This window comes from Sphingomonas yunnanensis (assembly GCF_019898765.1).
GTDB lineage: Bacteria > Pseudomonadota > Alphaproteobacteria > Sphingomonadales > Sphingomonadaceae > Sphingomonas > Sphingomonas yunnanensis.
In genome coordinates, this window is sequence record NZ_JAIOKB010000003.1 from 159133 (window position 1) to 172158 (window position 13026).

Below are 13026 nucleotides of genomic sequence, written 5' to 3' on the forward strand. Positions count from 1 at the left end.
CTGCCCCTCTGGGGCATCGAGCGGCTCTGTCAAAGCTGATGCACCGGCGGCGCTCGCCGGGGTAGGGGAGGGGCATGCCCCTTCCTCGCAAGCCAACCAGTCCGTTCCGCTACTTCAACTCGTCGCCCGAGGTGATCCGGCTCGTGGTGCTGATGTGCGTGCGCTTGCCTCTGCCGCTGCGGAACGTGGAGGACCTGCTGTTCGAGCGTGGCATCGACATCTGCCACGAGACGGTGAGGCTGTCTCGCACCTGCCCTTCAGGCGAAGAGAGCGGGCGATGCTGAGGTTCCGGCAGATGCGCACGTTACAGAAGTTCGCCTCGGTCCACGCCAACGTCCACAACCACTTACGTCATCTCGTCGATCGCCAGACCTACAAGCAGCGCCGCTCCGCCGCGCTTGCGGAGTGGCAGGCGCTCGCCAGCTGAGTCGGTGCGAAAGAAGGCCGGAGTGCATCGTGCAGAGACGAGTTCGCGTTAGACTGACAGCACCCCCTCGAGTATTCCTTCGCGAGCAGCACCGTCAGCGGATCGGGAGCGCTGCACGCCACAACGCGTCACCTAAGCTGACGCCGCATACCCTATGCCACAGGCACTCAGCTCACATGTTAGGTGCTCAGACCCGGTCAAGCGTTCAGATGGATCGATGGCCGCTTCCTAGACGGGATTGAGCAACGAGAAACGGTTGCTTTCGGGTCTCAGCCGGTGGCTCCCAGAGCGGTTGCTTCAAGAGCGGCTAATGTACCTACAACCCCTTGATCAACCACCTTGAGAAAGACGCGCTTGGCCGCCTGCGTGTCGCCCGTCCGGCCTAGTTCAGCGTGCGCCCGCAGGAACGCCGTGCTCCACGCTGAGGTGATCAGCGCCGCGGCCAGAAAGGCAGTGTCTTCGTCGTCTCCTCCGGTCGACTCCTGCCGCAGGAGTGCCGCCAGATCCCGGACGAAGTGGTCGCGCATCTGCCGCGCACGCGCCTTCAGCGTCTCACTGGCCTGTGCCGTCTCGACGAACACCCGCGTATCTTCGAACAAGGGAAAGGCTTCTGACGGCTGTTCGACCATCTGATGCGCGAGCGCACCCAACGCTTCGATCGACGAGGTGCCCGGGGGGCGTGAACGAACAGTCTCAAATGCCAGCGCGCGTGCCTCCTCCTCACGATCGAAGAACATGTCTTCCTTGCGGGGAAAATGGTTGAACACTGTCATACGGCCAACGTCAGCGGCGTTCGCGATCTCGTCGATGGTCACCTGATCGAATCCGCGCTCCATGAACAGGCGCGTTGCGACGTCAGAGATCGCCTGGCGAGTGGCCCAGCGCTTGCGGGTACGCCTGTCCGACCGCAGATCGCTATCCATATTGCACATGAATATGTACCCGGTATATTTTCAAACTTCGTATAGATTGAGGATGTTCCGATGATGCCGTCAACCAATAAAGAGCGTGGGGCAGACGAAGGTCGCCCGGAGGTCCTCATCAGCGGTGCCAGCTTCGCCGGCCTAGCGAGCGCCTACGGTCTTAATCGGCTCGGCTATCGGGTCACCGTCGTGGAGGCGGCCGCGGGATTGCGGCGCGGTGGAACGCCTGTCGATATCGAGGGTGAGACAATCGCGATCCTCGAACGGATGGGCCTCGCGGATCTCGTTCGTGCGAAGGCACTGCCGTCGCGCCGCTTCGAGTTCAAGAACGCGGATAATACGACGCTGGGGTCGATCGGCGTCAGCGGCGACCAAGCCTCCGAGGCGCGGTACGAGATCCATCGCGACGACCTGCTCGACATCCTGTTCGGCGCGGTGGCGAACGACGCCGACGTACTGTTTGGACGATCGATCTCGAGCCTCGACGAACGTGCCGACGATGTGTCCGTGTCCTTGAGCGACGGCGCGCGCCGTGACGTCGCGTTGGTCGTGGGATGCGATGGCAACCGGTCGAACACGCGGCGACTTGTGTTCGGGGACGGCGATCAATTCACCCATTTCATGGGCGGGTATTTCTTCCTGAAGGTCGTGCCAGAGACCGGGTTGCTGGCCGCCGACACGACCGAGGTCTATCGCGCGCCGGGGCGAATGGCGATGCTCAACGGCTACGACGACCGGACCGACATCGGCTTCGGTTTCCGCACCGACGCCGAGATCGCCTATGACTATCGCGACCGCTCGCAGCAGCGGCGGCTGATCCAGCGGCGGTGCGGCGATCTGGGTTGGAAGGTGCCAGCCATGCTGGCCTCCGTTGCGGACGACGATGATTTCTACTTCGACCGGATCAATCAGATCCGGATGCCGTGTTGGTCTCGTGGGCGGGTCGTTCTGGTAGGCGACGCGGGCTACTGCGTCTCTCCGCTCGCTGGTCTAGGCGGCTCGATGGCGATCATTGGCGCGGGTCGCCTGGCAGCCGCTTTGGAGCGATATCCCGACGATCATGCTTCAGCGTTCCGTCATTACGAGGACGAGTTAAGGCCTTTCGTCGAGCAGATCCAGCAGCGGGCGGCGGATGAAGGCATGTCAACGATGTGTCCGGCCGACGAGGCGGAGCTCGCCGTTCGCGATCGAGAAATCGCCGCCGGTCACATGGGCTGGTGACTCCAGTCAGTCGAACAGATGGCTGCCAGGAGCGCCATGAGCATCAACTGCCGAGATTGACGACTAACGGAAGTTGGGAACTGGGAAGGGCGCCTGCAGTGACCGCTTATGGGTCGACCAGATTGTCGGATCAAGCGTCAGGCTCGTAAGCTAACTCGCGCCAGCGATCGCTTCCGAGGCCGCCGTTCGGCAACCTTGCACCTTGTTCGGCAGTTGCGAGCCCACCCAGACGGAGACGTCTATGCGCCTGATCGCCATCGAAGAACACGTTTTGCCTCACAGCGTCCGCGAGGCGTGGGCTGCTGCGCCGCCGCCGCATGATCCGGTGTCAGCGATCGCAGATGGGGGCGAGACTGGCGAGCGTCTGGCCGACTTAGGCGAGGGTCGTCTCGCGCTAATGGACGAGCAGAGCGTCGACGTGCAGGTGCTCTCCTTGACCACGCCAGGCCTCCACAACCTGGAACCCGATCCGGCGGTCGAAGCAGCTCGACGCGTCAACGATTTGATCGCTGATGCGTGCGCCCGCCACCCCAGCCGCTTTCAAGGTTTTGCAGCCGTTCCCACCGCCGCCCCCGACGCTGCCCCCCGCGAGCTGGAGCGCGCGGTCCGCGAACTCGGCCTCCAGGGTGCCTTACTGTGTGGGCGCACGCGCGAGCGGCATCTCGACCATCCTGCGCTAAGGCCCATGCTGGCCAAAGCAGCGGAGCTTGGAGTCCCGCTCTTCATCCATCCCCAAACACCGTCTCCCGCAGTGCGCGAGGCCAACTATTCGGGAATTAGCGACCGAGCCGACCTAGCACTCGCAGCCTTTGGCCTAGGCTGGCATTACGAGGCAGGCTTGGAGTGGGTGCGACTTGCGGCAGCGGGTGTCTTCGACGAGCTGCCGGAGCTCCAGATCATCCTCGGCCACTGGGGCGAGGTCATGCTGTTCTACCTCGAGCGCACTGCGGCCGTCTTGGGCCGCGCGCTCGAGCTAGACCGTTCACTTCACGATTACGCGCGCAGCAATCTTTACGTCACCGGAAGCGGCATGTGGAGCCAACCTTACCTGCAGCGCTGCCTTGACATCGTCGGACCTGATCGCCTGCTTTTTTCGACCGACTACCCCTATCAATATCGCCCTGGTGGCGAACCGCGGCGGTTCCTTGACGCCGTAGAGCTGGACGACGCCGGGCGACGTGGCTTGGCCTTTGCCAACTGGGAACGGCTGACCGCGGCGGCGAGCGGACAGGGTCGGTAGTCAGAGCTGTTGATCCGCAAATCGCCCGCCTAATCGGTCTGCCGCGCTCGCTGAGGATCCGGGCGCTGATATGAACGAGCGGCCGGAGTTATGAAGCGGGCAGGAGCCACCTGAGTGGCCGCTGTTGAGCAGGTTTCGACCATGTTGAACCATCGTCATGGCGCTCCAGACTACTTCTGCGCGGCGATCCAAAGTTGCTACACGGCGATGATCCGAACTGATCGGGAACCGCTCCAGCGTCAGGCCACCGCGATTTGGCGCCGGCGCCGCCGCAACGCCGCGCCGGTAAGGGAGAAACCGCTTAGCATCATCGCCCACGTCGCAGGTTCCGGCACCGGCGACGTATAGTCGTAGGTCAGCTTGAAGTTCAGCCACCCGCATAGATCCTCGGCGCCCGCATTCCACAGTACCGAGCATCCGCCGGGAACCTGGCGATAGGTGGCGTCTGGCATCCCTGTGAAGACCGTGTCGCCGGGCGTCGAGCTAAAATAACCGAGATCGAACCCGGTGAAGGTATTGCGTTTTCCGACGAACAACGCAGTGTCGAATGTGAGCGACGCGGTACCTGACAGTTGCACGTCCATGAAGCCGGTGTAGAGCGGCCCGCCCAGTGATTGGGTGGTGACTGTGGTCGTGCCCGAACCCGAGATCGGCACCAGCACCGATGCGATCGCCGGATTGTAGCTGCTCAACTGCCACTGGCCTGTCGCGCTCCACGTGATCGGGGCGGTCATCGCGGTCGCGGTTTGCACTCCCCACATCCGGTACTTGGTCACGCTGATATCAAGCGTCACCTTGTCGAGCTGCCCCAGGCGGGTGTCGAACCCATCGAAGCCGCGCAAGATGACCTCGTTATCGTTCTGGACGATAGTGGCGGCGGACGCCGCGCCGGTGCCGAAAGCCGCCAATGCCGCAGCCGTAATCAGGACGGCGGAACAGTTCATGACATACCCCCAGCGCCAGCCGAGCTCATGCATGGCCGTGTTCATCCGCGGTTAACCTCATTGTGTCCGCTACCGAAGCAATTTTTCTTACAATCTTACGATTTAGATGAAGCTGTGGGCAGCGCACGAGACGCGAACTCGCATCAAGAGAAGTGCGTAACTTGGAACTTTGGCCGATTAGTTGTAAAATAAACAATCCTCGTACAAGGGGCCGCACTTGGTTGCGGATCAAAGGATTCGAGTGGCTGCAACAAGGCGGGCTTCTTGGACAGATCAGGCCTCAGGTCAGCGCCTCGTGGGTTTGCTTTTCGGAGCATGTGAGACATTGAGCAGGACGAACGCTAGTCCGGCTCCTGACATGCACGTCGCGACCCAGAATACCGGCCCGAAGATCAGTCCTTGATCGAGCACGCTTGGTGGGAGAGCGGCGCCCAGCAACAGCCAGCCAACTACGCGAGCACGCCTCCGCGAAGCCGGTGTCAGAGGAGGGGGCAGGTGGCGGCGATGGTGTTCGTGCGTCCGTCGGCACCGATCAGCGCTTGGTTGTCACGGCGCCCACGTCCACCGCGGCGGCCACGGCCCTTGGCTTCTCCTGGCTTCGGCTGGGGAACCCAAGACAGCTGAGCTCCCGGCGACTGCTCGCTCGCGATTGTGATGAGCCAGCTCTTTGCATCAGGCGCGCGCTTCTCGAGAAAGCGCTGCGCGCCCGCGAGAACACGTGCAGGGGCCTCGACTCGAGCGAGCTCCGGCGGAGCCCAACGGTTAAGCCCCTCCCGCCAGAAGGCGATCGTGCCGGCCGCGAACACGAGGAACAGGATCCGGCCGAGCAGCAGACCCGACCAGGTGTGAGGGAAGGATTGCGACTGACGGAAGCTCTTGCTCATGCCCGCCCTCCCATCAGGATCGACGACCATGCGATCGCGCCTGCCACAGCCCCGAACGCCTGCAGGGTCCACATTGCCCGCCAGCCAGACCGCGCAGCGAAGGCCCACATGGCGGCGACGGCCCACGGCGCGCGTGCGATGAGCGCGGCAGCGACGGTTGCCCCGGACCGCGTGCCCGGCAGCAGCCGCGCGAGCGCCGTGGCCCACAGACTTGCAACGGCGTAGCCGAGCGGGACCGCGGCGATGACGCGCAGTGTCAGGTCGCCGCGGCGCGCCCAGCGCGCGCGCGCGCGTCGCCGGCGGTCACTCGAAGGTGTACCGGACGGTGCCGAACACCGTGCGGGGCGTGCCGTAGAAGTTGCCCCGGCCGGTGCTAGAGATTCGCGCATAATAGGTCTTGTCGAGCAGATTGCTCGCGTTGACCGACAGCGAGAGCTGCTCGCTCAGCTTGTAACCGGCACGAAGGTCGACCACGGCATAGGCATCCTGCCGGACGATCGTCGACACGTTCCGCACGGCGCCGGCGGCGGTGTAGAGCGCCGGATTGCCGCCGTAGGTGGAGGAGAACCAGGTGACCGAGCCGCCGACGCTGACGCCCGCCAACGGGCCACTCTCGGGCGCATAGTTCGTGAACGCCTTGATCATGTGCTTGGGAATGATCGGCAGAAGCGCGATGCCCTCGAACTGCGGCTCGTTGTCCTCCAGATATTCGGTGTCGGTGTAGCTGTAGCCGCCGTTGATCCGCCAGCCCGGCAGGATCTCGCCGGTCGCCTCGGCCTCGATCCCGCGCGCACGGACGCGGCCGGCCTGAAGCACGACGTCCGGCAGCTCGGGCGGATTGACCAGGCGGTTTGTCTGACGGATCTGGTAACCGGCGACGGATAGCAGCAGCCGATCGTTCATCAGGGACAGCTTGCTACCCACCTCATACTGGTCGCCAATCAACGGCTCGACTGGGCCGCCGTCAGGGCGGGCGCGGTTGGCGGGCGGGGCCTGCGGCGTGAAGCTGTCCGCGTAGCTGGCGTAGAGGTTCAGGTTCGACGTGGCGTCGAACAGCACCGCGGCATAGGGCGTCAGCCGGGCCTCGTAGCCGTATTGCGATCGTGCGGTCGGCCCGCCCGTGAAGCGGTTGAGCGTGTCCACGTCGCTCGACCACCAGGTCGCGCGGCCGCCACCTACCAGCGTCACTCGCTCGACCGGTGACAGGCGCAGCTGACCATAGAGGCCATATTGCTCAACGTAGGTGCGGGTCGCTCCCGGCGACTGGGCTACGCACTCGCGCGGCACCTCGACGCACCGACCGAGTGTACCCTGAACAGGATAGGGCGGCAGATCAGCGCGCGGGTCAAGCGGCGGCTCGACGGGGTAGACCGGATCGAACACGTTGATCTGCGCATAGTTGGAGATGCGCGCGAAATAGGACGTATAATCCTGCACCTGATAGTCAGCGCCCAGGATCAACGTCTGCTCGCGCCCTAAGGCGGGGAAGGTGCCGACGCCGTTGAGGTCGAACGAGCGCGTGCGCTGGCGATTGTCGCCGAGAAACGCGATATGGTTCGTCAAGCCGGCGTTGGCGGGCGTGATCGCCGCATTGCCGACGTAGCTGTATTTGTCGACGCGGTCGACATTGGCCACCAGCCCAGTCGCGCGCACCGTCCACCGGTCGCCGATCCGGTGTGCGAGCTCGACGAAGCCGGTCCAGGTCTCGGAGTCGAAGCGGTTCCAATCGGCACCGAGATAGGTGGAGCGGCGCACGTCGAGCAGGCGGCCCTCGCTACCATCGGCACCGCCAGCATAGCCTGGCAGTCCAGACTGGATCGCGGGCTTGAAGCGGTCATAGTAGACGCCGGCGGTTAGGGTTGTGCGCTCGCCGACGGCGACGTCGCCGACCGCAAATGCACCCCAGCGGCTGCGGTGCGCGGTATCAAAGAACTGATCCTGATCCTGCGCCATGGCGCCCACACGCAAACCGACTGACGATCCCAGGCGGGTCGACGCGTCCACCTCGAGGCGCAGGTTGTCATAGCTTCCGTAACCCGCGGACGCTTGCAGTCGCGTCAACTCGAGTGGGCGCTTGCGGATCAAGTTGATGCTGCCGGCGGGATTGCCTGCGCCGGTGAACAGCCCGGCGGGACCGCGAAGCACCTCGAGCCGGTCGTAGAAGAAGAGGTCGGGCACAACGCCCGGGAAGCCGAACGACTGCGTCGGCACGCCGTCGATGAGATAGTTGTTGATCGCGAAGCCGCGCGAGTTGAACGCCGGATCCTCGCTACCGATGCCCGTCACGGTGATGCCGTTGGTGGCGGTGAGCGCATCCTCGAGCGTGAAGAGGTTCTGCGCCTCGATCTGGTCGCGCTCGATCACGCTGACAGTGTTAGGCGTATCTTTGAGCGGCGTGACGGTCTTGCCGACCTCACGGCCGTAGCTCTTGCCAACGACCAGCACCTCCTCGGGGCGTTGCGCGTCCGGTGCTGAAGCTCCTTCGTCGGTGTACTCCGCTGCCTGCGCGGTCGCTGCGACAACGGACCATGCGCCCGCGGCCAGAAGGAAGTGCCTGATTTTCACGTCTTAGTCCCCCGGAACTGCGCCGGAGGTAGATTAATCGCTTTTGCGAGTCACTAGCACTGATACAAATCGTTACAGAGTAGCTGCTGTGGCCGCCCTCCCGGCTTCGAAGTACGGGCTACTCCGTCAGGCTCGCCGAAATGGCCAGCACAAGTCGATCGGTTCGGACTGTGCCGACCAGTCTGGCTGCGAGCTCGCGGGCGAGCGCGTCGCTGCCGACGCGGGTTAGGCGCCAGAGCGCCACCAGGATCGCCTCGCTTTCGCCGACGGTATCATGACAAGGACGTAGGATCAGAAGGTCATCGCTCGACCCTTCGTCGAGCAGTCGCATCGCACGGCCAAACGGATCATCAGATGAGGCGGCAGGCGGCTTCAAAGACTGCGAGACCGCATGCACCCAGCGCCTGAGCCGCATCAGTGTACGATGCTCAAAGGCGGGGAGATCGCGAACGCGTTGGTCAATGAGGTCGTACACGCCCACCCTCTACTGCGAGTGAATTGCATGTATCTGGCGATCGGGCCGTGGTCAATCGTGCTCGAATGACAAAAGGCTGGCGGGGCGCTCTGCCCGGCCAGCCTCGTTACCCCTCGGAGGGGAACCGTCGATCAATTCAAGCGGCGACCGCCGGCTCAAAATGACCACACCAGTCGCTGGCCTCGACCTTCGGCCACACACCGGCCGTATCGCCGGACGGCTGGCTGATCGGAGGATTGTAGCGGCAGAGACCCAGGTCAGCCGAGCCATTGGCGTCGAAGAAGGTGCACTTGGCGCAGGCGGCGTTCTCGGTTGTGAAAGGCATTGGGTTCGCTCCTGATAGAGCCGCTAGCTCGGCTGTCGGTGGATTGACGCGCTGAAACAATAAAGGTTTCCGGCAATCAAGTAAAAAGTGGAACGTGCGAGACGTTCTCATCTCCGCTAGGTGGCAAGAGCGGATTTCGACATTGCGATCGACTATCAAGAGCATGCTTCTTATCATCTGACGAAGCGGCCCGAACACCGGCCATCCGGTCTGCGCCGCCAGCATCTCTGGTCCTCGAACCCCAAGGTTCGAGTCGTGCTGGTAGGTTCGGCGACCATCTCGCAATCGTCGCGATCTCAGGTGCCACGGCAGGATGGCACCTCTCACGCCGATCTTCGCCGGAAGGTCTGCGCCCACCGTGATGTCACGGCATGCGTCGTTGTGGCCGCAGGTCAGTGCCAGTCGCCCCTATCCCACCGGCCACCCGACGGTCTGAGCAGTCGTGCGATGCGCGCGGGTCGAGACCGCTCTGCCGAGCTGAACGAACGACCGCTTTCAGGAGGGGGCAGAAGACCTTCTGATGACCGGTACTGGGTGCTCGGCACAAAAGGGGATGGGAGCCGCAAGCGCCGGAACCCGGCCACTGGTGCTGTCAAAGCTAATGCACCTACGAGGCTCGACGGGGAGGGAGGGGCATGCTCCGCCCGCGAAAGCCAGCCAGTCCGTTCCGCTACTTCAACTCGTCGCCCGAGGTGATCCGGCTGGTGGTGCTGATGTACGTGCGCTTCCCTCCGTCGCTGCGGAACGTGGAGGACCTGCTGTTCGAGCGCGGGATCGACATCTGCCACGAGACGGTGAGGCTGTGGTGGAACAGGTTCGGTCCGCTGTTCGCGGGCGAGGTACGGCGCCAGCGGGTGAGCCGCATGCGCGGCTTTGGCCACTGGCACTGGCACCTGGACGAGATGTACGGGAAGCTGAACGGCGGGATGGTCTACCTGTGGCGCGCCGTCGATCACGAAGGTGAGGTGCTCGAGAGCTACGTCACCAAGGCCCGCGACAAGAAGGCTGCGCTCGCCTTCATGAAGAGAGCGCTCAAGCGCCACGGCTCGCCTGAGGCGATCACCACCGACGGTCTGCGCTCCTACGGTGCTGCACTGACGGAGCTAGGCAGCCGCGAGAAGCAGGAGGTGGGACGCTGGGCCAACAACCGGGTGGAGAACTCGCACCTGCCGTTCAGGCGACGAGAGCGGGCGATGCTGCGGTTCCGGCAGATGCGCACGCTACAGAAGTTCGCCTCGGTCCACGCCAACGTCCACAACCACTTCAACCACGAACGTCACCTCGTCGACAGGCAGACCTGCAAGCAGCGCCGCTCCGCGGCGCTGGTCGAGTGGCAGGCGCTCGTCATCTGATCCGACGCGAGCCGGAGGCGAGGTGCATCGTGTGGAGACGAGTTCGCATTAGACCGACAGCACCTCAAAATGTCCTTAGTGACCGTGTCGGCCCTCGCCGTAAGGGCTTGAGGCGCATTCACCCACAAAGCTAGGTCCGGCAGACGCCGGTTTAGCAGCGGCTAGCTGAAACAGGGGATGACATCATCAGTATTATCGCCGACAGTCGTTGCTGCCAGCGCAGCGGCGCTGACACCTGGGGTCGTGCCCAACCATTCCGAGGGAGAAGGCTGATGATCGCCAAACTATTCATCGCCGGTGCTGTGGCGCTCTTTGCGACCGTTGGACAAGCCGCGACAATCGATTTCGAGGCGCAGAAGATCGACGATTTCGGCTATCAGAGCTACGACTTTACCGAGGATGGATTTCGCGTGACCCTAGCGCCCACAAGCATTTTTGGCATGTATCTTATCAATGATCCCGCCAAGAATCTTGGCATGTGCGGTCCCGGTTGCGCGTCAAACAGCACGACAGCATACTACGGCCTGAATGAGACGAGCGTCTCCATCTCGCACGCGGGCGGTGACCTATTCTCGTTGACGTCAATCGACGCAGCGCAGACCTTTTTGGGCTTAGACCGCCCTCTTACTTTGACCTTGACCGGGGTGCAGGCTGGTGGAACCATCGAGACCTCAATATTCGTTGATCCAAATTCGGCCGAACGCTTCTCAACGTTCTCGTTCGCAAACCTTGTTAATCTATCGTCCTTGACCATATCGGGGGGGCGGGACTTTCCCGAGTTCGCGCTCGATAACGTTGTTCTTTCAACGTCAGCTGTGCCAGAGCCCGCCTCTTGGGCGATGATGATCAGCGGCTTCGCTGTGGTAGGCGGCTCGATGCGCCGAGGCCGGTCGAGCAAGGCTGGGGCCAACTACGTCTAGCTGGCCAGACCAGATCCAGCCACATCGCGCGGTGACTGGTCATCGCTATCGATCCTGCTAGCGGATGCACATGCTCAGATCACGGGTCAAGCGCCGCGAGGCGGCGGTCGAACGCATGTTGGGTCGCGTGGCTGCGATAGAGGCGTCGATAGCGGCTCTCGGAGACGAGGATCTGCTCGATCTCGCTGATATTTTTGCCGACAAAGGAACGTGCCCGTTGCGTGAGATGACGCAGGACGCCATGCGTCGGCGCCATATCAGCTTGTGATGCGGCCTCCATCACGATTTCGGCGGCTGGACGGCGCGCTCGCGGACCTTCCTGTCGAACAGCCGATGCTACTCACCGAACTTGACGGCTTCCTCACCGGCCTGCTTGTGGCCCCCCAAGCAACGCCGGCAATCGAGTGGATGGAGGTCATCTGGGGCCCGGAGACCCAAGGCGTGCCTCCCTTCGAGGATCCGCTCGACGTGCAGTGGTTCGCTTCGGCGGTGTTGGCGCGCCAGTCGGAGATCGCCCGCGACCTTGCCCGTGGCAAATTCCAGCCGATCCTCGACGTCGACCAGCGGGATCGCGAGCTGCTCTGGGAAGACTGGGTCGGTGGCTTTGCCGAAGCGGTGGCATTGCGTCCGAATGCGTGGAGCGCGCTGGCGAACGATGACTCTTTGTCGCAGCCATGGTCGCGATTGGAGACGCTGATCAAGGTTGCTCGTAACGAGAGCGACCTGGACAGCGTGGAGGTCAACGCCGTCCAGGACCATGTCGTAAGCGACCTCACTGGCGCGGTGCTCCGCCTCTACGCCGTGTCCAATCGTTCCATGGCAGCGGACGACGCGGTGCCGTCGACGGTGATGGCGGCCAAGACCGGCCGGAACGATCCGTGCCCGTGTGGATCAGGCAGGAAACACAAGCGCTGTTGCGCCTGAGAGTGGCCGGCGATCGCGCGATGTGCACGCGTCGCCGACGGGTCAGCTTTGCCTACATCTCGGCGCAAGGCGGCCACACCGCTTCCCCCCCAACCAGGTCATCCGGACATCGGCGCGGAACTGCCCGCAAGGCTCGAACCCCGAGATGAACAAGCGTCCGACGTCGGGCGGCCGGCAGGGGGCGGGCTGAGTGGCCGGGACTGGGTTCTCGCCTCGAGAGGGCTGCGGGCCGCAAAGCCCACTTGCCGACATGCTGGTGATCGCGCACCTTCCTTCCATGCGTTTCACATGCTTTCCCTTGGCGGCGTTGCTGACGAGCGCTTGCAGCGGACCGAGCACTCCCACAATCGATCAACTTGAGGTCGTTGCGCCCGGGCTACAGATCGCGATCGACGGTCAAGGAAACGGAGGCTTTATCAAACGCTCTCGGCAACAGCATGAAGTGGCTGCTAAATTCACGCCGAACGCAGATCATCTCAGACGTTCATACAGCCTGCACGATCAGGTTGGAGCTAATGGTGGGCGGAATGGGGACCTTCTCAGATCGTCGATCCTCTCACGCCGCGCTTGGTTCGCGTCGCTTTTGGCTCCTCATATTCGTCACACTAACGTGGATATTTGTTCTTGCTGGCGCGAGGATGTGGATCGAGCATAGAACAAGTTGGCCCGAAGCTTATGGCTTTCACTGTCGGCGACGCGGTTGCACAATAGACGTTCTCATTCACAGCCCCGCTCTGCTCCGCAAGGGCGGCAGATATGAGATCAGCCTTTTCGCATTGCTCTGGCTGATCCCAGCCATTGTTTTGGGAGCGTCAATCGTCGCTTT

The 13026-nt window shown here is 63.1% G+C and carries 13 protein-coding genes and 1 pseudogene; 6 read left to right on the forward strand and 8 right to left on the reverse strand.

Annotated features, from left to right (window positions below; genetic code table 11):
- Window positions 1-74: 74 nt before the first annotated feature.
- Window positions 75-427: pseudogene (locus K7957_RS20775) on the forward strand (hypothetical protein).
- 269 nt (window positions 428-696) lie between these two features.
- Here K7957_RS20775 and K7957_RS10495 read toward each other — a convergent pair.
- Window positions 697-1350, reverse strand: a complete 654-nt coding sequence (locus K7957_RS10495; protein ID WP_223011943.1) for a TetR/AcrR family transcriptional regulator — start codon at window positions 1348-1350, stop codon at window positions 697-699.
- A gap of 60 nt (window positions 1351-1410) precedes the next feature.
- Between K7957_RS10495 and K7957_RS10500 the strand changes: the two genes are divergently transcribed.
- Together K7957_RS10500 and K7957_RS10505 are read left to right on the forward strand one after the other, a co-directional pair.
- Window positions 1411-2571: an FAD-dependent monooxygenase gene (locus K7957_RS10500; RefSeq protein ID WP_223011944.1), complete on the forward strand. Its 1161-nt coding sequence runs from the start codon at window positions 1411-1413 to the stop codon at window positions 2569-2571.
- 241 nt (window positions 2572-2812) lie between these two features.
- Window positions 2813-3811: an amidohydrolase family protein gene (locus K7957_RS10505; protein ID WP_223011945.1), complete on the forward strand. Its 999-nt coding sequence runs from the start codon at window positions 2813-2815 to the stop codon at window positions 3809-3811.
- 239 nt (window positions 3812-4050) lie between these two features.
- On the opposite strand, the gene K7957_RS10510 is transcribed toward K7957_RS10505, so the two are convergent.
- The 6 genes from K7957_RS10510 to K7957_RS20395 all read right to left on the reverse strand — a co-directional run bounded on the left by K7957_RS10510 (window position 4051) and on the right by K7957_RS20395 (window position 9229).
- Window positions 4051-4788, reverse strand: a complete 738-nt coding sequence (locus K7957_RS10510; RefSeq protein WP_246616964.1) for a PEPxxWA-CTERM sorting domain-containing protein — start codon at window positions 4786-4788, stop codon at window positions 4051-4053.
- 252 nt (window positions 4789-5040) lie between these two features.
- Entirely contained in the window at window positions 5041-5250 is a 210-nt protein-coding gene (locus K7957_RS20780) for a DUF3325 domain-containing protein (RefSeq protein ID WP_223012247.1), read from the reverse strand.
- Entirely contained in the window at window positions 5235-5639 is a 405-nt protein-coding gene (locus tag K7957_RS10520; RefSeq protein ID WP_223011946.1) for a PepSY-associated TM helix domain-containing protein, read from the reverse strand. Before K7957_RS10520 ends, K7957_RS20780 begins: the two co-directional genes overlap by 16 nt.
- A 303-nt stretch (window positions 5640-5942) precedes the next feature.
- Window positions 5943-8204 (reverse strand): TonB-dependent siderophore receptor, encoded by a 2262-nt coding sequence (locus K7957_RS10525; RefSeq protein ID WP_223011947.1) that lies wholly within the window; start codon window positions 8202-8204, stop codon window positions 5943-5945.
- 118 nt (window positions 8205-8322) lie between these two features.
- The gene (locus K7957_RS10530; RefSeq protein WP_223011948.1) at window positions 8323-8679 is read right to left on the reverse strand and encodes a hypothetical protein; all 357 of its coding nucleotides are present in this window, start codon (window positions 8677-8679) and stop codon (window positions 8323-8325) included.
- Between the two features lie 136 nt (window positions 8680-8815).
- Window positions 8816-9229 (reverse strand): hypothetical protein, encoded by a 414-nt coding sequence (locus K7957_RS20395; protein WP_246616965.1) that lies wholly within the window; start codon window positions 9227-9229, stop codon window positions 8816-8818.
- Window positions 9230-9639: 410 nt separating this feature from the next.
- Here K7957_RS20395 and K7957_RS10540 point away from each other — a divergent pair, with 410 nt between their 5' ends.
- Both K7957_RS10540 and K7957_RS10545 read left to right on the forward strand, forming a co-directional pair.
- Window positions 9640-10356 (forward strand): IS6 family transposase, encoded by a 717-nt coding sequence (locus tag K7957_RS10540; protein ID WP_223011949.1) that lies wholly within the window; start codon window positions 9640-9642, stop codon window positions 10354-10356.
- 272 nt (window positions 10357-10628) lie between these two features.
- Window positions 10629-11276 carry a PEPxxWA-CTERM sorting domain-containing protein gene (locus tag K7957_RS10545; RefSeq protein ID WP_246616966.1) on the forward strand — a complete coding sequence of 216 codons (648 nt, stop codon included), beginning with the start codon at window positions 10629-10631 and terminating at the stop codon, window positions 11274-11276.
- Between the two features lie 79 nt (window positions 11277-11355).
- On the opposite strand, the gene K7957_RS10550 is transcribed toward K7957_RS10545, so the two are convergent.
- On the reverse strand, window positions 11356-11559 hold the full coding sequence (locus K7957_RS10550; RefSeq protein WP_223012279.1) for a hypothetical protein: 204 nt from the start codon (window positions 11557-11559) through the stop codon (window positions 11356-11358).
- Between K7957_RS10550 and K7957_RS10555 the strand changes: the two genes are divergently transcribed.
- Entirely contained in the window at window positions 11544-12200 is a 657-nt protein-coding gene (locus K7957_RS10555; protein ID WP_281422855.1) for a UPF0149 family protein, read from the forward strand. The two genes, K7957_RS10550 and K7957_RS10555, sit on opposite strands and share 16 nt — an antisense overlap.
- The last annotated feature ends 826 nt before the right edge of the window (window positions 12201-13026 follow it).